This window comes from Lentzea aerocolonigenes, assembly GCF_000955955.1.
In the GTDB taxonomy this organism is placed as follows: domain Bacteria; phylum Actinomycetota; class Actinomycetes; order Mycobacteriales; family Pseudonocardiaceae; genus Lentzea; species Lentzea aerocolonigenes_A.
On sequence record NZ_JYJG01000326.1, the window covers coordinates 1 to 21,524 of the forward strand.

Annotated in this window: 24 protein-coding genes and 1 pseudogene; 14 read left to right on the top strand and 11 right to left on the bottom strand. The window is 67.7% G+C overall.

The genetic code is table 11. From position 1 onward, the window contains the following. Nucleotides 1-497, bottom strand: a pseudogene (locus UK23_RS35435) (hypothetical protein); the annotation flags it as partial. Between the two features lie 17 nt (nucleotides 498-514). Here UK23_RS35435 and UK23_RS35440 point away from each other — a divergent pair. After that, complete coding sequence (locus UK23_RS35440) at nucleotides 515-1,072, top strand: TetR/AcrR family transcriptional regulator (protein WP_045316115.1); 558 nt, start codon at nucleotides 515-517, stop codon at nucleotides 1,070-1,072. Here UK23_RS35440 and UK23_RS35445 read toward each other — a convergent pair. Then, entirely contained in the window at nucleotides 1,019-1,507 is a 489-nt protein-coding gene (locus UK23_RS35445; RefSeq protein WP_045316116.1) for a MarR family winged helix-turn-helix transcriptional regulator, read from the bottom strand. The two genes, UK23_RS35440 and UK23_RS35445, sit on opposite strands and share 54 nt — an antisense overlap. A 53-nt stretch (nucleotides 1,508-1,560) precedes the next feature. On the opposite strand from UK23_RS35445, the gene UK23_RS35450 reads away from it, so the two are divergent. Together UK23_RS35450 and UK23_RS35455 are read left to right on the top strand one after the other, a co-directional pair. After that, nucleotides 1,561-2,382, top strand: coding sequence for a DUF4142 domain-containing protein (locus UK23_RS35450; RefSeq protein WP_156213627.1), 822 nt, complete (start codon nucleotides 1,561-1,563; stop codon nucleotides 2,380-2,382). Between the two features lie 60 nt (nucleotides 2,383-2,442). Further along, a complete protein-coding gene (locus UK23_RS35455) occupies nucleotides 2,443-3,564 on the top strand; it encodes an FAD-dependent oxidoreductase (protein ID WP_045316117.1) in 1,122 nt (373 codons plus the stop codon). Here the strand turns inward: UK23_RS35455 and UK23_RS35460 are convergent. Further along, on the bottom strand, nucleotides 3,530-4,075 hold the full coding sequence (locus UK23_RS35460) for a TetR/AcrR family transcriptional regulator (protein WP_045316118.1): 546 nt from the start codon (nucleotides 4,073-4,075) through the stop codon (nucleotides 3,530-3,532). The two genes, UK23_RS35455 and UK23_RS35460, sit on opposite strands and share 35 nt — an antisense overlap. A gap of 59 nt (nucleotides 4,076-4,134) precedes the next feature. Here UK23_RS35460 and UK23_RS35465 point away from each other — a divergent pair, with 59 nt between their 5' ends. After that, on the top strand, nucleotides 4,135-5,052 hold the full coding sequence (locus UK23_RS35465; RefSeq protein WP_045316119.1) for an NAD-dependent epimerase/dehydratase family protein: 918 nt from the start codon (nucleotides 4,135-4,137) through the stop codon (nucleotides 5,050-5,052). On the opposite strand, the gene UK23_RS35470 is transcribed toward UK23_RS35465, so the two are convergent. Beyond that, nucleotides 5,037-5,405 (bottom strand): winged helix-turn-helix transcriptional regulator, encoded by a 369-nt coding sequence (locus UK23_RS35470; protein ID WP_082115235.1) that lies wholly within the window; start codon nucleotides 5,403-5,405, stop codon nucleotides 5,037-5,039. The genes UK23_RS35465 and UK23_RS35470 overlap by 16 nt on opposite strands. 84 nt (nucleotides 5,406-5,489) lie before the next feature. On the opposite strand from UK23_RS35470, the gene UK23_RS35475 reads away from it, so the two are divergent. Genes UK23_RS35475 through UK23_RS35500 form a run of 6 tightly spaced genes read left to right on the top strand, consistent with a single transcriptional unit; the run spans nucleotide 5,490 to nucleotide 11,713 of the window. Continuing rightward, complete coding sequence (locus UK23_RS35475) at nucleotides 5,490-5,885, top strand: nuclear transport factor 2 family protein (RefSeq protein WP_045316121.1); 396 nt, start codon at nucleotides 5,490-5,492, stop codon at nucleotides 5,883-5,885. 28 nt (nucleotides 5,886-5,913) lie between these two features. Next, nucleotides 5,914-8,850 carry a DUF4062 domain-containing protein gene (locus UK23_RS54200; protein ID WP_156213628.1) on the top strand — a complete coding sequence of 979 codons (2,937 nt, stop codon included), beginning with the start codon at nucleotides 5,914-5,916 and terminating at the stop codon, nucleotides 8,848-8,850. A gap of 19 nt (nucleotides 8,851-8,869) precedes the next feature. After that, a complete protein-coding gene (locus UK23_RS35485; protein ID WP_052685351.1) occupies nucleotides 8,870-10,009 on the top strand; it encodes an AI-2E family transporter in 1,140 nt (379 codons plus the stop codon). Between the two features lie 23 nt (nucleotides 10,010-10,032). Beyond that, the gene (msrA, locus tag UK23_RS35490) at nucleotides 10,033-10,530 is read left to right on the top strand and encodes a peptide-methionine (S)-S-oxide reductase MsrA (RefSeq protein ID WP_045316140.1); all 498 of its coding nucleotides are present in this window, start codon (nucleotides 10,033-10,035) and stop codon (nucleotides 10,528-10,530) included. Further along, entirely contained in the window at nucleotides 10,509-10,997 is a 489-nt protein-coding gene (locus UK23_RS35495) for an MOSC domain-containing protein (RefSeq protein ID WP_045316124.1), read from the top strand. Before msrA ends, UK23_RS35495 begins: the two co-directional genes overlap by 22 nt. Next, entirely contained in the window at nucleotides 10,994-11,713 is a 720-nt protein-coding gene (locus UK23_RS35500) for a polysaccharide deacetylase family protein (protein ID WP_045316125.1), read from the top strand. The genes UK23_RS35495 and UK23_RS35500 overlap by 4 nt, the downstream gene beginning before the upstream one ends. A 5-nt stretch (nucleotides 11,714-11,718) precedes the next feature. Here UK23_RS35500 and UK23_RS35505 read toward each other — a convergent pair whose 3' ends face one another. After that, nucleotides 11,719-12,591, bottom strand: a complete 873-nt coding sequence (locus tag UK23_RS35505; RefSeq protein ID WP_045316126.1) for an SDR family NAD(P)-dependent oxidoreductase — start codon at nucleotides 12,589-12,591, stop codon at nucleotides 11,719-11,721. Next, entirely contained in the window at nucleotides 12,591-13,316 is a 726-nt protein-coding gene (locus UK23_RS35510; protein WP_045316127.1) for an SDR family oxidoreductase, read from the bottom strand. The genes UK23_RS35505 and UK23_RS35510 overlap by 1 nt, the downstream gene beginning before the upstream one ends. 94 nt (nucleotides 13,317-13,410) lie before the next feature. Between UK23_RS35510 and UK23_RS35515 the strand changes: the two genes are divergently transcribed. Beyond that, a complete protein-coding gene (locus tag UK23_RS35515) occupies nucleotides 13,411-14,082 on the top strand; it encodes a TetR/AcrR family transcriptional regulator (RefSeq protein ID WP_045316128.1) in 672 nt (223 codons plus the stop codon). Between the two features lie 3 nt (nucleotides 14,083-14,085). On the opposite strand, the gene UK23_RS35520 is transcribed toward UK23_RS35515, so the two are convergent. From UK23_RS35520 to UK23_RS52145, 5 genes are all read right to left on the bottom strand, one after another. Further along, the gene (locus tag UK23_RS35520; protein ID WP_231114828.1) at nucleotides 14,086-14,832 is read right to left on the bottom strand and encodes an NPP1 family protein; all 747 of its coding nucleotides are present in this window, start codon (nucleotides 14,830-14,832) and stop codon (nucleotides 14,086-14,088) included. A 79-nt stretch (nucleotides 14,833-14,911) separates the two neighbouring features. Beyond that, nucleotides 14,912-15,139, bottom strand: coding sequence for a hypothetical protein (locus UK23_RS55160; protein ID WP_156213633.1), 228 nt, complete (start codon nucleotides 15,137-15,139; stop codon nucleotides 14,912-14,914). Between the two features lie 28 nt (nucleotides 15,140-15,167). Then, nucleotides 15,168-16,049 (bottom strand): pentapeptide repeat-containing protein, encoded by an 882-nt coding sequence (locus UK23_RS49270; protein WP_052685352.1) that lies wholly within the window; start codon nucleotides 16,047-16,049, stop codon nucleotides 15,168-15,170. Between the two features lie 33 nt (nucleotides 16,050-16,082). Next, nucleotides 16,083-17,105 carry a hypothetical protein gene (locus UK23_RS35530; RefSeq protein ID WP_045316130.1) on the bottom strand — a complete coding sequence of 341 codons (1,023 nt, stop codon included), beginning with the start codon at nucleotides 17,103-17,105 and terminating at the stop codon, nucleotides 16,083-16,085. Further along, nucleotides 17,102-17,569: a hypothetical protein gene (locus UK23_RS52145; protein WP_156213630.1), complete on the bottom strand. Its 468-nt coding sequence runs from the start codon at nucleotides 17,567-17,569 to the stop codon at nucleotides 17,102-17,104. Before UK23_RS52145 ends, UK23_RS35530 begins: the two co-directional genes overlap by 4 nt. A 177-nt stretch (nucleotides 17,570-17,746) precedes the next feature. Between UK23_RS52145 and UK23_RS35535 the strand changes: the two genes are divergently transcribed. From UK23_RS35535 to UK23_RS35545, 3 genes are read left to right on the top strand one after another with little or no spacing between them, the layout of a single operon-like run. Then, nucleotides 17,747-18,454: an NUDIX hydrolase gene (locus UK23_RS35535; RefSeq protein WP_045316131.1), complete on the top strand. Its 708-nt coding sequence runs from the start codon at nucleotides 17,747-17,749 to the stop codon at nucleotides 18,452-18,454. Beyond that, nucleotides 18,451-19,545 carry a 5'-methylthioadenosine/S-adenosylhomocysteine nucleosidase gene (locus UK23_RS35540; RefSeq protein WP_045316132.1) on the top strand — a complete coding sequence of 365 codons (1,095 nt, stop codon included), beginning with the start codon at nucleotides 18,451-18,453 and terminating at the stop codon, nucleotides 19,543-19,545. Before UK23_RS35535 ends, UK23_RS35540 begins: the two co-directional genes overlap by 4 nt. After that, nucleotides 19,545-21,509, top strand: a complete 1,965-nt coding sequence (locus tag UK23_RS35545; RefSeq protein ID WP_045316133.1) for a hypothetical protein — start codon at nucleotides 19,545-19,547, stop codon at nucleotides 21,507-21,509. The genes UK23_RS35540 and UK23_RS35545 overlap by 1 nt, the downstream gene beginning before the upstream one ends. Nucleotides 21,510-21,524 lie beyond the last annotated feature (15 nt).

Sequence of the window (21,524 nt, forward strand, 5' to 3'; positions counted from 1 at the left end):
AGCGCGATGCTCGCCGAAGCGTCGCGCACGGCCTCGATCCGGCGGCGGATCTCCTCGCCGCCGCCCCAGTAGGCGACGGCTTTGTCCACGTCGGACAGTTCCTCTGGCAGTGACTGGCCGGGGTGGGGCAGCACGCGCCAGTGGTACATCAGCGGAAAGCCGTCGTGCTCGCCGTCGAGCACCCACTTCGTGGTCATGTCGTGGACGGCCAGCTCGCGCCAGGCGCCGAAGCCCGGCCCGCCGATGAGCCCGACGCCGTAGTGGCAGAAGGCCGGGAGCTCGAAGAGATTCGCGGTGGACCGGGGGTGCTGCAGTTCGAGGTCGGTCAGCGGTAGCCGTTTGACGAAGACCTTCGTACCGTCGACCTCGAGCAGCGCCGACGTCCCGCCGATGCCGGACCCGAGCGGCTCGGCCGTTTCCACGAGTTCGCGCAGTTCGTCGTCGGAGCGCCGGGCGAGTGCGGTGGAGACGGCGCTGTGGGCAGCGATACGCGACATACCTCTAAGTTAGGCGCGTGCCCAAGTCTGCCGACCGCGGTCGCCGCACCCGCGAACAGCTGCTCGACGCCGCCGCCCAGCTCGTGGGCGAGGTCGGCTGGGGTGCGGTGACCACGCGGCTGGTCGCCGAACGCGCGGGCGTCAACGCGGCGTTGGTGCACTACCACTTCTCGTCGGTGCCGGACCTGCTGTCGACGGCGGCGCTGCAGTTCGCCGAGCAGCTGCTCACGGAGTCCGCGGACGCGTTGCGCGCACAGGAACCGGCGGAGGGCATCGAGCGGATGCTGGAAGAGCTCAGCCGCTACACCGGCACAGATGCTCAGTCCTTGCTGCTGTCGGAGGCGTTGCTCGCCTCGCACCGGCTGCCGGAGCTGCGCGGCAGGCTCGCGGCGCTGATCGCGGACTTCCGCAGTCGCGTGGCCGAGTGGCTGCGGAGTGCCGACGTGAAGGACGCCGACGCCATCGCGTTGTTGTTGGGAGCGGCGTTCGACGGGTTGGTGCTGCACCGCGCGCTGGACGAGTCAGTCGACTTCCGCGCGGTCGCGGGCCCGCTCCGGCGTCTCGTCTCTGGCTGACCAGCGGGGTTCGCCGCCGGCGTCGGTGAACGCGGTCAGCGCCTCGACCAGGCCGTGCCGCAGGTGCTCCGGCATGCGGGCGACGATCCTGCTGATCTCGGCGCGGCGGCGGGCCATCACCTCGCTGACGACCCGGCGGCCCTCGGCGCTCGCCACGACGACGACCTCGCGTTTGGTGGCGGGGTTCTGCTCGCGGTCGACCATGCCGGACGTGACCAGCCGGTCGATCATGCGCTTCGCCGTGGACGGGTTGACCTCCAGGAGGTCGGCGAGCGCGGTGAGCTTCATCGGGCCGCGGCTGTCGAGCAGCACGACCATTCTGAGCTGGGGCAGCGTGAGCGTCTCCTCGACCGCGGCCAGCGAGCGCGCTGACACCGCGACCAGCAGGCGGGACGCGGTGAGCACCGCGTCGGTCAGGTCGTCGACATCACTCACCCGCCTAGTTCTACAGGGTCCGGCGAAGATAACGAACAGATAACCATTGCACTGTGCAACGGACGGTGGGTGCCGCTCTGTCCGTACCTCCCGGCATGCGGATACTGCTCATCACCCTCTTGATCTTCCTGGTCGGTGCGCCACCCGCGTTCGCTCAGCAGGACCTGGGGCCCGACTACACGGCGACCGCGTTCGGTCCGATGGGGCCGCCGGGGCGCGACCTGCTGCAGAAGGTGGCACTCGCCGGGTTGTGGGAGGGGCCGTCCGGGCGGATGGCGCTGGAGAAGTCGGCCAACCCGAAGGTGCAGGAGGCGGGCCGTCACCTCATCGAGGGGCACGCCGACCTGGACCGCCGCACCGTCGACCTCGCGCGCACCTTCAACGTGCAGCTGCCGACGCAACCCAACGAGTCGCAGCAGGGCTGGCTGAACGAGATGACGGCCGCGCCCGCGAAGAGCGTGGAGTTCGACAAGATCTTCGCGAACCGGCTGCGTGCCGCGCACGGGGTGGTCTACAAGTTCCTGGCTTCGGTGCGCACGGGTACGCGCAACACCGCGATCCGCGACTACGCCAAGGTCTGCATGGACACCGTGCTCGACCACATGACGGTGCTCGAGGCCACTGGGCTGGTCAACTTCAACGACACCGACGCCATCCCGCTGGCGCTGGTCGCCCAGGCTTCCACGACTCCCTCGGGGCCTTCGCTGCCTCCGCGCGTGGCGGTGCCTCAGGTTCCCGCCCAGAACATCTCGCAGCAGCAACAACAGGACGACGGCATCCCCGACGGACTGCTCGGGCTGGGCGTGGTGGCGGCCGTGGTGGCCGGGATCTGGCTGTGGAGCGGCGGGCGGAGCAGTCGCAAGATGCACCCCTGAGCACCTGGCCGGAAGTCTTGTCCGATGTCCAGCTCTGGACCTCGGTGCTAAGTTGGGCATATGCCTAAGTCGAGTGCCCAACGGGCGTTGGTGGTGGGAGCGGGGATCGCCGGGTTGACGACGGCGTGGTGGCTGGAGCGCGCGGGATGGGAGGTGCTGGTCGTCGAGAAGGCGCCGTCGTTCCGCGCGGGCGGTTACATGATCGATTTCTTCGGGCCGGGTCACGAGGTGGCGCGGCGGATGGGACTGCTGCCGGCGTTGGAGGCCCGGATGGCGCCGATCTCCGCGGTGACCAGCGTGGATTCGCGGGGCAGGAAGCGTGCCGAGATCTCCGCGGAGGCCTACGAGGCGGTGGCGGACGGGGGGATCAGCCTGTTGCGCGGTGATCTCGCGGACGTGATCCGTGCCGATCTGCGGTCACCGATCCGTTATGGCGCAACGATTTCCGTCTCCGACTTCGACGACTTCGACCTGGTCGTGGGTGCGGACGGCGTGCACTCGAAGGTGCGGGAGCTGGTGTTCGGGCCGTCGTCGCGGTTCGTGCGGTATCTCGGGCACCACACCGCGGCGTTCTCCTTCAACGACGCGGAGTTGAGCGCTCGGATCGGCTATCGCTACCAGATGCTGACCGTGCCGCACCGGATGATCGGCTGCTATGCCGTGCGGGACGGGGCGATGGCGGCGTTGATGTTGTACCGGGCTGATTCGCAGGCGCTGCCGGTGGACGCGCGCGCGGCGTTGCGGGAACGGTTCGGCGACCTGGGTTGGGTCACGCCGGAGCTGCTTTCCGTTGTGCCCGAGGAGATCTACTACGACGAGGTGTCCCAGGTGGACATGCCGGTCTGGCATCGCGGCAAGGTCGTCCTGGTCGGTGACGCGTGCGGGGCGGTCTCCCTGTTCGCCGGCCACGGGGCGTCGCTCGCGATGACCGGCGCGTTCGTGCTGGCCGAGGAGCTTGCGGCCAGCACGGACGGCGCTTTCGAGCGTTACCAGGCGCGGATGAAGCCCGTCGTGCTGGATACCCAATCGTTCGGGCGGAAGTTCATCGGCTGGATGGCGCCGCCGTCCGCGTGGCGGATCACGGTTCGGGACATGGCTTTCCGGCTGTCCGGGCTGCCGGTCGTGCGCAAGCTGATCCGCGGTTCGGTCACGCCCGCAGTACCCGCAGGCATAGTCGGCTGAGCACGTCGCGCAGCTCGTCGTCGGTCAGGTGACGCAGCCCCGCGACCACCGGGCCGACGTCGCTCGCGAGGTACCACGCCGCCTTCTGGTCGTCGGTCGGCTCGTTGCCGTACAGCAGCCGCAACGCCTTCTGCGCCAGCTCGTCGAGGCCGGCGTTGATCCGTTCGTTGCGGCGCACGCTCGGATCCGTCTGGCCCAGCGGTGACAGCGCCCTGTTCCGCACCACCTGGTCGACGAACCCGGCGACCAGGTGCTCGGCGCGCGCCCGCTTGCCCTTGATCTTCGCGGTCTCGTCGATGAGCTTCTCGAAGAACGTGATGCTGTTGTCCAGCAACGCTTCCAGGATCGCCGACTTGGTGCGGAAGTAGTAGTAGACGTTCGCCTTCGTCACGTCCATCTCGTCCGCGATCGTCTGCAGCGACGTCGCGTCGTACCCGTGGGTCGCGAACAACCGGCGTGCTGTGGCGAGGATCTGAGCACGGGTGCGTTCGGCTTGGGCGGCACGGGTCATGCGGCGATGCTACAGTGAGTTTCGTTAGCCGATCGGCTAACGAAACGAGGAGGATCGTCATGACCGTTCTGGTGACCGGGGGCACGGGTTTCGTGGCCGGCTGGACCATCGCTCAGCTGCTCTCGCGCGGCTATGACGTGCGCACGACCACGCGTGGCCGCCGTCCCGCCGTCGAGGGCGACCACGAGGTGGTGCGAGCGGACCTGACCTCGGACGACGGCTGGGCTTCCGCGATGTCCGGGGTGAAGTACGTGCTGCACGTCGCGTCGCCGCTCGGCGGTTCCGGTGACCTGATCGGTCCGGCGCGCGACGGGACGTTGCGAGTGCTGCGTCATGCGGTGGACGCAGGTGTTTCGCGCGTCGTGATGACCTCGTCGTGCGCCGCCGCGACGCCTCCGCCGGGCTCGACGGGCACGTTCGACGAGACGCTGTGGACCGACCCGTCGCTGAAGTTCGACGAGTACCGCCGCTCGAAGCTGCTGGCCGAGCGCGCGGCGTGGGAGTTCATGCGGGACAAGGAGACTTCGTTCGTCACGGTGCTGCCGGGCGCCGTGTTCGGGCCGGTGCGGTCTCGTTCGAACTCGGGCTCGGTGCGGGTGATCGGCCGGATGCTGGACGGCATGCCGGGCGTGCCGCGGGTGGGGCTCAACATCGTCGACGTGCGCGACGTGGCCGATCTGCACATCCGCGCGATGACTTCTACCGCCGCCGCGGGGGAGCGGTTCATCGCGGTCAGCGAGTTCATGTGGATGGCGGACGTGGCACGGGTGCTGGACGTGCCGGCCCGCTCGTTGCCGAACTTCGTGGTGCGCGCGGCTTCGTTGGTGGCTCGCGATCTCCGGCCCCTGGTGCCGATGCTCGGCCGCTCCTACACGTACTCGCACGCGAAGGCTTCTTCCGTGCTCGGCTGGGATCCGCGTCCGGCGCGCACCACCGTCCTGGAGTGCGCCGCGAGCCTTTCTCAGCGGGCGTCGTAGGCCTCGCGGTTGATGAGCACTTGTGCGATGTGCTGCTCGGCCCATCGGCACAGCACCAGCAACGGCTCGTGCAACGTGAAGCCGAGCTCCGTCAGCTCGTACTCGACCCGCGGCGGGACCTCGGCGTAGACGTGCCGTGTGACGATGCCGTCGCGTTCGAGGTCCCGGAGCGTCTCCGTGAGCACCTTGCCGCTGATGCCGTCGATGTCTTTTTTGAGGTCACCGAACCGCTTGCGCCCGTCGCCCAGCACCGACACGACCATCGCCGTCCACTTGTTGGCGATGCGCGCCAGACTCGTTCGTGATGGACACGTGGACGCCAGCACGCTCCAGTCCGGCATCGTCTGTGACATGGCGCACATCCGTCCATTAGTTACGTTGAGGTTATTGGTTACCTTTGGTGAGCATAGGGCAACACCAGCCCAAAGGAGAAACCGATGACCACCCCTCTCACCGTCGTCACCACCTACTTCGACGCTCTGGAGTCCGGCGACTTCGCGACCGTCTCGGCCCAGTTCGCCGACGACATCGTGTGGCACCAGCCGGGTGCCAACCGCTTCTCCGGCGTCCACCGCGGCTCTGCCGCCGTGGGCGCGATGATCGGCGGGATGATGGAGGTGTCCGAAGGCTCCTTCTCGCTTCGTCGCAACGCCCCGCTGATGCTCAACGGCGACATCGTGGCCGCGCCGGTGCGCTGGACGGCCAAGCGTTCGGGCGCCGAGATGGACGGCATCGGTGTGGACGTCATGCGCGTGGTCGACGGCAAGGTCGTCGAGGTGTGGCTGTACACGGCCGACCCCGCCGAGGAAGACGCGTTCTGGGGCCAGCCGTAACCCTTTCGGGTCGTAACAACTTTCGGCCGTGGCGCGAGATCTCTACATGTCCGCGCCACGGCAGTACCTCGGTGTGATGGTGTCGTCGACGTTCGCCGACCTCCGCGAACACCGGGCAGCCCTGATGAGTGCCATCCAGGGCCAGCACCTGCACGCCGTGGCGATGGAGTCCGACTCGGCGCGGCCGCTGACCGTGATCCAGTCATCGCTGGAGAAGGTGCAGGACGCGGCGGCGTACATCGCGATCATCGGCCGCCGTTACGGATCCGTGCCGGAGTGCGCGGAGAACCCCGGCGGTCTTTCGCTGACGCACCTGGAGTTCCGCGAGGCGGCGCGGCTGGGCCGGCCGATCCTCGTGTTCATCATGGGTGCCGATCACCTGCTCACGGAGGACGGGTTCGAGTTCGACGCGGACAAGCGGGCGAAGCTGGAGGCCTTCCGCGAGGAGGCGAAGTTCGCCGGCCGCCCGACGCACCAGGTCTACAAGGAGTTCAACGACCTGGCCTCGTTCGCCACCGCGGCCACGCAGTCGATCGCCGAGCTGCGCCAGGTGCTGGACGTCGCCGAGCCTGTTCCTGTGGCCGAGAGCGACATCCCTGCCGCCCCCGCCCTGTATTCACGGCCTCGCTACCTCGGCTCGCACGATTTCGTCGGACGCGAGGCGCAGCTCGCGACTTTGAGCGACTGGGCGCGTCCCGACGGCCAGCACGCGGTGGCGCTGTTCGAGGCGATCGGCGGCAGCGGCAAGAGCATCCTCACCTGGGAGTGGACCACCCGGCACGCGCCCGGCGTGCGCGGCGACTGGGCGGGCCGGTTCTGGTACTCGTTCTACGAGAGCGGCGCGGTGATGTCGGACTTCTGCCGGCACGCGCTCGCTTACATGACGGGCAAACCTCTGACGGCGTTCCAGGATCGCAATCAGCACCAGCTGACCGAGCTCCTGGTCCACCGGCTGGAGGCGGACCCGTGGCTGCTGGTGCTGGACGGGCTGGAACGCGTTCTCGTTGCGTACCACCGGCTCGACGCCGCTCAGGTGCCGGACGAAAAGGCGGGCGGTTCGGACGAGATCGCCACCCGCGACCCTTGCGCGGCGATCCGGCCCGAGGACGACGAGCTGCTGCGCCGGCTGGCCGGAGCGTCACCGTCGCGGATCCTCGTGACGTCACGACTGGTGCCTCGGGTGTTCGTGAACCAGGCGAGCCAGCCGGTCCCCGGTGTGCTGCACGAACGCCTGCCAGGACTTCGTCCGGCCGATGCGGAGGCGTTGTTGCGGTCGTGCGGTGTGACGGGCGACTCCACGGCCATGCGGTCATTCCTGCAGCGGCACTGCGACTGCCACCCGCTCGTCACCGGGATCGTGGCGGGCCTGGTGAACGACTACCTGCCCGCACGCGGTGACTTCGACCGTTGGTCCGCCTGCCAGCCCCTCGACATCGGCGACCTCGACCTCGTCCAGACGCGCAACCACATCCTGCAGGCCGCGGTGAACGCGGTGGAGGGCGAGAGCCGGGAGTTGTTGTCGGTCCTGGCCTTGCTGGCGGAGGCCGTCGACTACGCGACCCTCGAGGCACTCAACGGGGCGCGCGATGTCACCCGCTCGGTGCTCGACCTGGAGCGCCGGGGATTGTTGCAGTACGACCGGCAGGCGGCCAGGTACGACCTGCATCCGGTTGTGCGTGCGGTGGTGGCGAGCGGTCTTGATCCTCGCGACCGGCAGGAGTTCGGAGACCGCCTGGTCGACCATTTCGGCAGTCGTGCACACACCCGGTTCGAAGGCGCCACCAGCATGGACGAACTGAAGGACGTGCTGGTCCTGATCCGCACCCTGCTGCAACTGGAGCGGATCAGGGAAGCGGCCAGGGTCTACTCAGCCGATCTCGACAGAGTCATGAGACACCGCTTCGAGGCCGTACCAGAACGGCTGGCGCTGCTGCGGCCGCTCTTCGGTGTGAACTGGTCTTCGCCGCGGCCCGAGCTGGTGGAGCCGTACAGGTTCGCCAACTCCGCGGGAGACGCCCTGCAGAAGCAGGGGGATCCCGAGCAGGCTTTGACGGCGTTCGAGACAGCGCTTCGCCTCGCTCTGCGCGAGGGCGTCGTGGGCAGCGTGCTCGTCAACCTGGTGAACGTCTCGGTCATACTCGACGATCTGAACCAGTTCGCGGCCAGCTGGCGGATCAAGTCGCTGGGCATCGAGTTCAGCCGGCACCTGGGCGCCGATGCGGATTACACCTACATTGTCACGATGACCGCCAGCCGGTGGTTGCACATCGCCGGTCGGGTGGATGAGTCGGAGAGGCGCTGGCGTGACCTGCCGCCGAGCCGGGGCGGGTCCTACGCAGCGAGATTGCGGTGCGAGGCCGCGTTTCACCAAGCCGAGTTCCACTTCGACCGCGGCGTGCTCACCGAGGAGAAGCTGCGCCAGGTCGAGGCGGACGGTCGGCGGCACCAGGTGCGCTGGGTGACCAGAGGTGTGCTCCGGCTGCGGGGAATGTGGTTCTCGGCTCAGGAGGACTGGCGGCTGGCCGTTCCTCCGCTGGCGGAGTCGGTGCGGATGGCGCGCGAGACCGGGATCTACGACCCCGAGGGCGAGGCGTGCCTCGCGTTGGCGCAGTTTCATCTGGGGCAGTTGGAAGCGCCCGTCGACCATGCCGAGTGGCTGGCGGCTGGACGGGAACCGGATCACCTGCCGCTGGCGCGGTTGTGGCTCGCGTTGGGGGACACCGCCCGTGCCGAGGAACACGCTCTCGCCGCCCACCGGCGGGCGTGGGCGGACGGCGAGCCGTACGTCCGGCGGTTCGACCTGGAGCGGGCGAAGAAGCTGCTCGTCGAGCTGGGCACCGAGATCCCGGTGCTGCCGCCCTACGACCCGGCTTCTGATCCGGAGTTCGGGTGGGAAGCCGACGTGCGGGCGTTCATCGAGAGGCGGCGGGAGCAAAACGGCGGGTCTGCCACCCGTTCGGGCTAGATCACGACAGACTGTGCGCGTGGAACGGGATCGCAGGTGGGTGGACAAGGGTGAGGCCATCGGGCACGGCGTGAGCTGGCTCGCGCGGTGGAGTCTGCGGACGGCGTTGGCCGCGCTCGGCTTCTGGATGGTCTTCTGGTTGATCGGGCAGCTGTGGGTGGTCGTGATGCCCGTGCTGCTCGGCCTCCTCATCACGACGGTGCTGTGGCCGCCGGCTCGGTGGCTGATGGCGAAGGGGCTCAACTCGGCGTTGTCGGCGACGATCGTGCTGGTCGTCGGGCTGGCGGTACTCGGTGGGGTGATCGCGGCGATCGCGTCGTCGATCGCGTCCGGTGTGCCGGAGATCGCGACCAGTGCCACGAAGGCCGTGCAGCAGCTGCAGGACTGGGTGGCGGGGCCGCCGTTCAACCTGCGCGGCAGCGACCTCGACCGGTTGATCGCGCAGGGGGTCGAGCAGGTCAAGTCGAGCATCGGGTCGATCGCCAACGGGCTGCTGACCGGTGCGGGTGCGGTGACGTCCGGTGTCGTGACCGGGTTGGTGGCGTTGCTGCTGGCCTTCTTCTTCGTCAAGGACGGCATGCGGTTCACGCCGTGGCTGCGCGGCCTGATCGGCGAGCGCGCGGGCGGGCACGTGACGACGGTGCTGGAGCGGGTCTGGGTGACGCTCGGGTCGTTCATCCGCAGCCAGGCGATCGTGTCGCTGATCGACGCGGTGTTCATCGGGCTGGGCCTGGTGGTCCTGGGCGTGCCGCTGGCGGTTCCACTGGCCGCGCTGACGTTCCTCGGCGGCTTCATCCCGATCATCGGTGCGTTCATCGCGGGTGCGCTGGCGGTGCTGGTCGCGTTGGTCAGCAACGGGCTGACCACGGCGATCATCATGCTGGTCATCGTGATCGTGGTGCAGCAGGTCGAGGGCAACGTGCTGCAGCCGATCCTGCAGTCGCGCAGCTTGCGGTTGCACGCGGCGGTCGTACTGTTGGTGGTGACCGCGGGCACGTCGCTGTACGGCATCGCGGGCGCGTTCTTCTCCGTCCCGGTCGCTGCTGCCGTGGCCGTCGTCATGCGCTATTTGGGCGAGGTCATCGAGGCCAGGTCCGTAATAGTTACGTCACAACCTGACGGGGATGAACCGGCCGAGACCGAACGTTCTCCTGAGTGAACACCGAGCAGAGGAGAAGCACTGTGACGGAGAAGGCTGTTCTCGCGGGCGGCTGTTTCTGGGGCATGCAGGACCTGTTCCGCCGCCACCCAGGCGTCGTCTCCACCCGCGTCGGCTACACCGGCGACCCCAGCACACCCAACGCCACCTACCGCCGCCACGGCAACCACGCCGAGGCGATCGAGATCGTGTTCGACCCCTCGCTGCTGACCTACCGGCAGATCCTGGAGTTCTTCTTCCAGATCCACGACCCGTCGACCCGCAACCGCCAGGGCAACGACATCGGCGCCAGCTACCGCTCGGCGATCTTCTACACCGATGACGCGCAGAAGCAGGTGGCGGAGGCGACCATCGCGGACGTCGACGCCTCGGGCAAGTGGCCGGGCAAGGTCGTCACCGAGGTCACCCAGGCGTCGGACTTCTGGGAGGCCGAGCCGGAGCACCAGGACTATCTGGAGCGCTACCCCAACGGCTACACGTGCCACTACGTGAGGCCGGAGTGGCAGCTCGGCGAGCGTTGATCGAGATCGTCGCGCTGCACGTCTCACCCGTGCACGCCTACGAGGGCCGTCCGTCGGACGGCCCTCGTCCCGATCCTGAGCCCGTCTCGCGCTCGCAGGTCGAGGTGCGGGCTGGGCTCGGAATCGTCGGCGACCGCTACTTCAACCACCCGGCGCACCGCAACGCCGCCGTCACGCTGATCGCCGCCGAGTCCCTGGACCCGTGGCCAGTCGATCCGCTCCTCGCCCGACGGAACATCGTCGTGCGCGGGTTCGATGTGGACTCACTTCCGCGCGGCACGATCTTCAGCCTCGACGGTGTGCGGTTCGAGGTCCACCGGCCCGCGAACCCCTGTGCCTGGATGGATGTGGTCATCGCTCCCGGCGCGTTCAAGGCGTTGCGGGGCAAGGGCGGCATCCGGTGCGTGCCGCTCGACGACGGGGTGCTGAAAGTCGGGAGAGCCGAGTTGGCGATCATGAGCGCATGAAGTGGTTGCGCCGCAAGCCGACGATCATCACCGCAGTCAGCCTCGCTGTCGTGCTCGCAGCAGCCGCGACGCTCTGGAACGTCAGCAGCTCCCGCACCTTCCAGTTCTTCGGTGAACTGGTCGACCGGGTCGAGACGAACGAGAAGGTCGTCGCCCTCACCTTCGACGACGGTCCGGACCCGGCAGGCGCCCAGCAGGTCCTCGACACGTTGAACGAGGAACAGATCAAGGCCACGTTCTTCCTCATGGGCCGGGATCTCGCGAGCCACCCGGAGCTCGGCAGGAAGATCGCCGAAGCGGGGCACGAGATCGGCAACCACACTTACAACCACAAGCGGATGGTCGGCGTACTGCCGAGCACGGTGGCCAAGGAGATCGAGGACACCGACGCGCGGATCAAGGCGACCGGCTACAGCGGAGAGATCCACTTCCGGCCGCCCAACGGCAAGAAGCTCTTCGCGTTGCCGCACTACCTGAGCGAACACCACCGCAAGACGATCATGTGGGACGTCGAACCTGACTCCGAGGGAACGCCGCCGGCGCAACAGATCGAGCAAGACGTCCTCAGCCAGACCAAGCCGGGCTCGATCATCCTGCTGCACCCCATGTACGCGAGCAGGGACCAGACCCGGCAGGCGCTCAAGCCGATCATCCACAAGCTAAAGGAGCGCGGTTTCCGGTTCGTCACCGTCTCCGCGCTCCTCAACCAAGCTTAGAAACCTCAGATCAGGTCGACCAGGTCCACCCGGCGCAGCAGTTCGGCGCGCACTCGGTCGGCCACCCCGTTCACGATCTCGGCGCCGTCCGAGGACGGGTCGACGTGCACGCGGAACGGAGGCTTCTCCGAACCCACCACGGAGACGATCGCGTCCGCCACCGCGCCGACGTCCGCCCACGACGGCTCCAGCTCGGCCAGCTTGCCGGCCACCTGCTCCATCAGGCCGGGGTAGAACTCCTCGTAGGCCTTCGCGACATCACCATCAGCAGGCGTGCCGCTGTGCGCGAAGTGGTTGGTGCCGTGGGTGAACGCGCCCGGCACGACGATCGTGGTCTCGATGCCGAACCGCAGCAGCTCGGCGCGGTAGGAGACGGCGACCGCGTCCATCGCCGCCTTGGCCGCGAAGTACGGGGCCAGGTACGGGGGAGTGCCGCCACGGGTGGACGAGGAGCCCACCCACACGACGTGACCGGAGTGCTGTGAGCGCAGGTGCGGCAGCGCGGCACGGTTGACCCGTTGCGTGCCAAGGACGTTCACGTCGTAGAGCGCGGCGTACTGCTCCGGCGTGAAGGCCTCGGCCGGACCGGTGACCATGTGGCCGGCGTTGTGCACGACCACGTCGAGGCGCCCCTGCTCGGCGATGATCAGCGCGATGGCGGCGTCCGCGGACTCCTGCGACTGCACGTCGAGCTCGACGGCGTGCACGTCCGCGTTGTTCTCGGCACCCCAGGCTCCGAGCTCGGCGACGGCGGGTGCGTTGCGATCAGTGGTCGCGCGCATGCCCGCGTAGACGGTGTGGCCCGCGCGAGCCAGAGCGCGCACTGCCAGTGCTCCGAAACCGCTGGAAGCCCCGGTGACAACGATGACCTTGCCCATCAGATGATGCCTCCGTTCGCACGAACAACCTGACCGTTGACCCAGCGGGCGGGACCCGCGAGGAAGGAGATGACCTCGGCGATGTCCTCCGGCGAGCCGATGCGCTCGAGGGGAGCCTGCTTCGCGAGGTTGTCGATCGTCGCCTGGTCCTTGCCCTCCAGGAACAAAGCCGTGGCGGTGGGGCCGGGGGCGATGGCGTTCACGGTGATGTCACGGCCGCGCAGCTCGCGGGCCAGGATCAGGGTCAGCGCCTCGACGCCGCCCTTCGACATCGCGTAGGCGCCGTACTGCGGGAAACGCAGGCCCACGACCGATGACGACACGTTGATGATGGCGCCGCCGTTGCGCAGCTTCCGCGCCGCCTGCTGCGAGACGACGAACGTGCCGCGCGCGTTGGTGCGGATGATCCGGTCGAACACGTCGAGGTCCATGTCCGCGACGGTGCCGAGCGGCATGATGCCCGCCGAGTTCACGACGACGTCCACGCCGCCGAACGTCTCGGCGGCCAGGTCGAAGGCGGCACCCAGAGCGGCCTCGTCGGCCACGTCCGCCTGTGCGGCGATGGCCTGGCCACCCGCCGCCTTGATTTCCTCGACCGCCTTGTCGGCCTCGACCTTGTTGCCGGCGTAGACGATGACGACGGCCATGCCGTCCGCGGCGAGACGCTCGGCGGCTGCCCGCCCGATGCCCCTCGATCCGCCGGTGACGATCGCAACGCGAGTCATTTCGGTGCTCCCTAGCTGGTGTTTCCGTTGCTAACATCAATAACGTAGCACCGATATCGAATCAGCGCTACCCCTCGTCTGTTATCGTCGTTACATGGACACCAGAGAGCGGTTGGTGAAGGCCGCGGCCGAGCTGCTGATCGAGGGCGGCAAGGAGGCTGTCTCCACGCGCGCGGTGGCGTCGGCGGCAGGTGTGCAGGCGCCGACGCTGTACCGGCTGTTCGGCGACAAGGACGGCCTGCTGGACGCCGTCGCGGCCTACGGGTTCGCCGACTACCTCGCGACCAAGCACGCGATGAGCGCCAGCGACAACCCGGTCGACGACCTGCGTCGCGGGTGGGAGCTGCACATCGGCTTCGGCCTGGCGCGGCCCGCGTTCTACCTGCTGATGTACGGCGAGCCGCGCAAGCGGGCGGCGCGGCTGGAGGCGGACGCGATGCTCCGCGAGATCATCAGCCGCATCGCCGCGGTGGGCCGGTTGACGGTCCCGGTCGAGCAGGCCGCGCAGTTCGTGCACGCGGCGGGCATGGGTGTCGTGCTGTCGCTGATCGCGACGCCGGAGGAGGACCGCGACCTGGAGCTGATCACGTTCTCCCGGGAACAGGTGATCAGGGCGATCACGACGGACACCGAACCGGACGAGCCGACGGACATCCCGAGCCGTGCGATCGCGTTGAAGGTCGCAATGGAGGAGGACCCGCCCCTGATGCTGTCTCCAGCGGAACGGGCCCTCCTGGCCGAGTGGCTTGATCGCGTGGCTAAGTGACTCCTACGCGTTCGGGTCGAACGGGATCCCGGCCGGCTTGGCGATGCCCAGGTTGTAGTTGAACGCGCTGTCCTTGATCGCCAGCGACGCGCTGCCGAAGTTCGCGTTCACCAGAATGTCGCGCACCCCGGCCGGGAAGCGGTCCCAGCTCACCAGGTCGGGGTACTGGTAGACGCCGTAGTGGTTCTCCGCCTGCTCGTTGAAGCCCGCGAGCCGGAAGCAGTGCGTGCTGGCGCCGTCCTTGTGGTAGATGATCTTCGCGTGGTTGCCTTCCCAGGCCACCTTGTCCCGCGAGTAGGTGCTGAACTTGCCGTGCGCCGACGTCGAGACGTACTGGGCCACGTCGTTCTGCACCCAGATGATCACGTGCTCGATGTCGTGGCGGTGGCCGCAGCAGTCCCAGCCCGGCACGGCCTGGTCCTTCTCGAAGTACAGGTCGTACAGGTACGCGCACCAGCCGTTGTTGCACTTCGAGCGGCTGTAGGAGTTGGTGTTGTCCAGGTCGGACTTGTCGTGGCACTGGCCGTTCAGCGCGCCCGAGTTCTTCAGCCCGCCCGCCACCTGACCCGTCGGCGAGATCGCCGGGGTGGGGTAGCAGCCGTCACCGTCGTAGTCGAACGCCGGCTGCCACTTGCCGTCCTCCGCCGCGTAGTTGGCGGGGATGGCCTGCGGCGGGTCGGCGAGCGCGATGCCGGGCAGCAGGGCGGTGATCAGGAGCGCGCCGGCCAGCGCGGGTAGGAACTTCCTCAACAGGGGCCTCGATTCCGGGAGCAGGGGGCGGAGAGGCTTGCGAGGCAGAAGGTGGTACATGAACCACCTTCACGTCTAGCTAGTTCGCCAAATCTTTGCCGTCCGGGAATTTCACAACCTCCGAACGGAATCGATCCCGTCTCGGGGTCGCGCTCTCATCGGCCCAGGTAAACCCCCTCCGTTGCGACGCAGCGACAAGATTCCGCAACGCCGGCTCCACCTCGGCGTAACCACGAGTTTCGGGGCCGCGGCCGGGGTTGATCCACAACCGTTCACCTGGCGCCGCGCGCACCCCCTTGGTGATCAGCGAAACGACGGGGTCGTCTGGCTGACCGTCAGCGTGGACAGGCTGCGGGAACGGCCGGCGTGGAGGTCGGCCACACCTTGGCTGCGCTCATCTGGCCGGCGGAGATGACCACGTCCTCCGTCGCAGCCCTGCTCGCGTCGAGGTCGTTGGTCAAGGCGCCCGTGAGGTTCGCACCGCGCAGGCAGGTGTCGGTCAGCACCGCGTCGCGGAGATCCGCCCCGGCGAGGTTCACCCCGCGCAGATCCGCTCCGCTCAACCGCGCCCCGCGGAGGTTGGCTCCTCGAAGATCCGCGCCTGCGAGCGTGGTGTCCCTGAGGTTCGCCTCCTCCAGCGATGCGCCGGGTGCACTGGCACCTTCGAGCCGTGCGCCGCTGAGGTTCTGGTTGTCGAACTTGATCCCAGGCAGCGTGGTGCCGGGAGCCGGCGTGTTGCGGAGCTGCTCGGCGGAGGGCAAGCCCCGCGGGAAGATGCGGGAGGACGCGCCCACCGGCTGATTGGTCAGCACGCCGTACTCCGCCGCGAGGAGTGCGGCGGTGAGCAGCAAGCCGACCGCGACATTGATGGGCAGCAGCCACTTCCTCGGGAAGCCCTGAGCGCGGCCACCGGTGAACAGCACCAGTGTCGCGGTGAGACCGACGCCGGCGAGGAGTACGCCGAGCGGGCCGAAGAATTGTCCCGACACCGCCATGACGACGATGAGGACCCCTGGCCAGATCCACATGGACAGTTCGCTCTTCGTCTTGTCGCCCCGTTCGGCGTGTGGGGCTGCCGGAGCGGCTGAACTGTTGGTCGCCTGGGTGTCCGGTGCGTCCACTGCCGAATGCAGATCGTCGTCGAACTCACCCGGAAGCGGAGTCGCCGCATCGCTGGGGTGCTCGTGGTCCGCGGTGTCGTCGTCAGTGGATGCCACAGGGGAATGGTGTCAGGTGGTTGTTCTGATCGCTCACTCGTCCTCGGACGGCTGCACCGAGATCGCAACCTGAGCCGCGGGTGGCGGGAGGTCCGACGGTTCTTCGTACGGCAGGGAAACGTCGTCATCAGAGGTGAAGATCTTCATGAGCGCGGTGTTCATCTCCCGCTCGTGTTCGGTCGACTCGGGCTGCTTCAGCCCCATCCGCCGGTAGAGCTCCAGCCTGCTCAGGTCGATCAAGACCATCACGCTGGTGCCGTACTCGTGCGCCAACGCCACCGCGCCCCGGTAGGAGAGGTAGGCGACCGAGTAAGGCACCAGGGCCAGCAACAACCACATGCCGTGCCGTGTCATCACCGCGACCGTCAAGACAGTCGCCAGCAGCCCCATGAGCGACGTCCGGAGCGCGAGTTCCAGCTGTACGCGTTGGTTCTGGAGGTATGCGATCTCCCGGTCGGTCGCGACCATGGCGAGGCGAGGAACCGCGATGATCGGATTGATCCCGTAGGAACGTCCAGCCGAACGCTCATAACGACGAAGCACGTTGCCCAGCCTCGTCGGCAGGATTTCTCTGAGATCGGGATAGGCGCCGAGCGCGCGCTGGCTCTCGGCAGTGACGAAGGCTGCCCGGACCAGGTCGGGCGAGACGGTTTCGAGGTCTCGGGCCTGCGGGTCGGCCTGCGCCAGTGTCAGCTGGCTGGACGACTCGGCCTTCTCCAGGGTGAAGACTCGACGACGGTGGCGGAGTATCCGCATCGTGGCAATCTTGGCGCCGATCCCGGAGTTGCCCCAGTAGCCCTCGAAGAACTGGATCAGCGGGAACTGCAGGGGATTGAGCGTCAGGGCCAGCGCGAGGCCACCGAGCCCGGCAAGCAGGATTCCGTACCACGGCGCATCACCGAGCGAGGACCACTGCACGGGCCCGGACCAGCCGACCTGGACGACGAGGTAGGCGTAGGTGCTGAAGAGCGCTGCCGGAATCGCGCTGACGACCGTGAAATAGCGACCGACCTTGCCGGCGCCGGCCGTGAGCGTGCCAACCGCCGTCGTGCTCAACTGCCACCTCTTCGAACCTTGGCGCCGCAGGTTTCACAGACTGCCACCTGGCTGTGGCGGCTGAACACGAGGTTGCCCCTGCCGCACTTTCCGCACTTCCTGGGTTCGTAAAGGTAGAACGTGTGCCGGCCGCGCCCGCCGCACTGGAACGCGGGTTCGCCGGGTTTCTTGGGCTTGCCCCAGTGCCAGCACTGGGGACAGAGGGGAAGTTTGAAGGGCGCGTGGGCGCCCGAACACTTCCACAGCGGCAGCGTGTCGCGGTAAGCGATCTTGTCGCACCCCGGTCGGCAGCCGGTCCAGGCGAACCAACCGTGGGCTGGACAGCGAGCACTGTGCGACGAATGCCGTTTGATGTGCTTTTTGCACTTGGGGCATGGCATCGGCGGGCCTTCGGCCGCCGGTCCGGTTCCCGGCATGCCGAAGCCGGCATCAGACAGCACGAGAGCTGCGGTGAGCAGCTTCATCAACCTCACCGCGCACCCCCTGCGTTCGAGTTCACCAAGGCTAGGACCGGGCTCACCAGATGTCATCGGATCACGCGCGATCGTTGTTGCGCGACTGGGATCGTCCCTGCATTCGGTGTCAAACGGCACCCGAACGGCGGCTTACTGTCAATTGGACAATAAGCTAGCGTTGAAGTCATGCCCGACGAACAGTGGTCACCACCGCTTGTCATGGTCACGGTGGACCTCGTGATCCTCACCCTCCGAGCGGGTGAGCTGAACGCGCTGCTCGTGGAGCGCGGAGTCGAGCCGTACCAAGGAGAAATGGCACTTCCGGGCGGCTTCCTCAACAACGGCGAGGAAGACCTGCAGGTCGCGGCGCACCGGGAACTCGCGGAGGAAGCGGGGCTCGACGGCGCCTCGCTGCACCTGGAACAGCTTGGTGTCTACGGCACGCCGGGGCGTGACCCGCGGGGGCGCGTGGTGTCGGTGGCGTACCTGGCGATCGCGCCTGGCTTGCCCGAGCCGGCGGCGGGCACCGACGCGGCAGGTGCGAGGTGGCAACCGGTGGGAGCTGTCGCGGCCGGGAAGGTCCGGCTCGCGTTCGACCACGAGCTGATCTTGAACGACGGGGTCGAACGGGCCAGGGCCAAGCTGGAGCACACCGCGCTCGCGACGGCGTTCTGCGGCGAGACGTTCACGATCTCGGAACTGCAGCGGGTGTACGAGGCCGTGTGGGGAGTGGAGATCGACCCGAGGAACTTCTACCGGAAGGTCCAGGGGGTCGAGGGGTTCATCGTGCCCGACGGGCACAAAGCGACGCGCGGGCGACCAGCCCGCTTGTTCAGGGCGGGCCGGAGCGCGGCGCTCCATCCGCCTCTGGTCAGGCCTGAGGGGGCGACATGACGGACAACCTGGTGGTGATGCTCACCGCCTTCAACCTCGAATACGAAGCGGTGCGGCGAAAGCTGACCGGCAGGAGGATCGAGCTGCACGAACGCGGTACGCGCTTCGAGGTCGGCACGCTCGAAGGTACGACCTGCGAGGTGGCGCTCGTGTTGACGGGCAAGGGGAACAGCCCGGCTGCAACCCTCGTCGAGAGGGCGGTGCAGCAGTTCTCACCAGTGGCGGTGATGTTCGTCGGCGTCGCTGGCGCGTTGTGGGGCACTCCTCTCGGAGACGTTGTGGTCGCCACGCACGTATACGCGTATCACGGTGGCACCAGTGACGACGACGGGCTCAAGGCACGACCGCGAGTCTGGGAGACCTCACACGAGATCGCTCAGCTGGCCGCACACCTGGCTCGTGAGGGGGAGTGGAACGAACGGCCGAAGGTGCACTTCGGTGCAGTCGCCGCCGGCGAGATCGTGCAGAACTCCCGCACGTCGGCCGAGGCGGCGTGGATCAGAGCGCATTACAACGATGCCGTCGCCATTGAGATGGAGGCGGCCGGTGTCGCGCAGGCAGGTCATCTGAGCGGCGCTCCGGTCGCGATCATCCGCGGCATCAGCGACCACGCGGATGGCACGAAGGCCACTGACGAAGATCGGAAGTGGCAACCCGTGGCGGCGGAGAACGCTGCCAGGTTCGCCGCCCAGCTGGCGGAACACCTCGTCGCACAACGGACGGAGCGCACAGTGGCGGAGCGGACGGCAGGACCTCGGATCTCCAACGTCGCCCACGGACCTGTCGGCATTCAAGGCTCGACCGTCACCGGCAGCACCGTCACGATGAACGTCGGCACAGGCACACCGGCATCGGTTGACCTCGCCGCCGAGCTGCGGACGTTCCGCGGCCTGCTCGCCTGCGAACGTGCCGCCGGCAACCTCGACGAACTCACCTACGAGGCCGCGCGTGCCGAGCTGGACCTCGCCGATAGGTCGGCGGGTGGCCGGGAGGCTGTTCTTCCGCTCAAACGCCTGCGCGGCTTGATCGCCGAGCTGCCCGAGCTCGCCGCGACACTGGCGGCTGTCATCACGGCGGCGGTGGGCTCCTGATGGACGAGGGCGAGGCGGCGAAGCCCACCGGAGAAACCATGGCGGGCAAGTTCGACAACATCGCGCACACAGTCGGGATCCAGGGCTCGATCGTCCACGAATCCAACGTGTACGTGGTCCATCCGGACGCGACACCGGAGCAGAAGTACGCGGTCGGGGTGCGGTATCTCCACGACGGTGTGCCGGCGGAGGCCCGTCGTCTGATCGGCGACGCGATCGCTCACGGATATGAGACCGGTGAGGTGCGGTTTCACTGGATGCTCGCGATGCTCAGCAAGCGGTCGTTGCGCGATCTCTCCGCCCAGGAACAGGATCAGCTGGAACTGGCATCCCGCAATCTCGAAAGCTACCTGGAAAACGCGTGGAAGCGTGCGCTCACCACGGTGTTCTCGCTGCTGACCCAACTGAATGCGGGCGACTGCTCGGTCGCGCTGAAGGAACTGCGGAAGCTGCCGCCGGAACAACGCGACAAGATCCTCCGGCATCTGGATCTCGTGCTCACGGGCGGTGCGAAGGAATCGCTGTGGGCGGAGACGAAAGACATGGCCGAACGCCTGCGGATGTCGAACGACCGGTCGAACCGGGTGTGGGCGTACTTCGAGCCTGATCCGATCGGGGCACGCGCTCGCCAGCCTGTGGACGACCAGACGGTTCCAGGCGACCGGACGCGTGCGGTGGCGTGGTCGGTCGCGACCGCGGCGGTGTTCGGATTCCTCGGGTGGACGGCTGTCCGGCAGCTGCCTGTCGTGCTGATCGCTTGCCTCGCGCTCGCCGGTGCGGTGTACGTCGGTGGGCGGAACTGGTCGGAGTGGCGTTACCGGTCAAGGCGCTTGGCAGCGAAGGAGCGAGACCACGTCGGTCGTTCCGGTGGCGAGCAGAGTGCCGAGCCCGGCTTCGTGAGCCGGGTCAGCCGTGACTTCGAGTACTACTTCAGCAAGTATCTGCCAGACGGAGTGGAGCGTCAGCACTGGCGGTCCATCACGTCTGGCATTCGCAGGACGCTGCGCGACGAGGTCGTGGAGATCTACCGCGAGAGCCGAACCGAGGCCGAGCGGGTGAAGTGGCTCGTCCGCCACCTCGCCTCGGACGTTCGAACTCGGTGGAGCCAGGGAACGCTTCACGAGCATCGCGTGATCTACCGCGTTTCTTCTGCGACCAAAGCGTGGTGCATCGCCTCGTTCGTCACTGGTGGCGCTGCGCTGCTCTGGCTCGCGTTCGTCGCGCTGCAAGCTGATTTGTGGTGGTCGATGCCGGCCTTGTTCGCGTTGGTTGCCGGGGGACGTGAAGCGGCGCTGGGCTGGTACTGGATCGTCAGCGAGTCACGCCGAGCGGCCGAGGACCGCGAGGAGTACGAGCAACGCCTGCGGGCCCGGAGCTCGGCGTACGAGCAGTGGAAGCAGAAGCTCGACGCCACCCGCCCGTCCGAGAGCGAGATGGAGAACTGGCTGACCTGCGACAGGACTGTGTTGCTGGACAAAGCCTTGCGGCACTACGGACTGGTCTGGCGCGACATCATCACGCACGCGTTCCTGTCGTCACCGGCCAAGGCTTACAAGCGGGCGCGGGTGCGACGTGGGCCGTGGCGCTATTCGAAGTACGACGCCCGGCTTTTCCTGATCACTCAAGACGGAGTGCGCGAGGTGAGCACAGAGCTCGACTTCGAGCACGCCGCACTGGGCGGGCAGGAGCGCACCAACTTCCGCTTCGACGCGGTGTCCTCGGTGCACGTCGTCCAGTCAGGCACTGCTGACTGCAAGTTGGAGCTCACGCTGTTCAACGGTCCGTCGCGCAACATCCGAGTCGTCGACGCCGAGCTGGGTGGTGCCGCGAACAGCGAGAGCACGGACAAGCCGTCGGAAGCGAGCCTCGACTCCGCGGGCTTCGCGCACACCCTGCACATCCTCGAAGGCATCGCCGCGGAGGGGAAGAACTGGATCAAGGCCGTCGGCGGGCCAGCGAGGTGAGGAACTACATCCGAG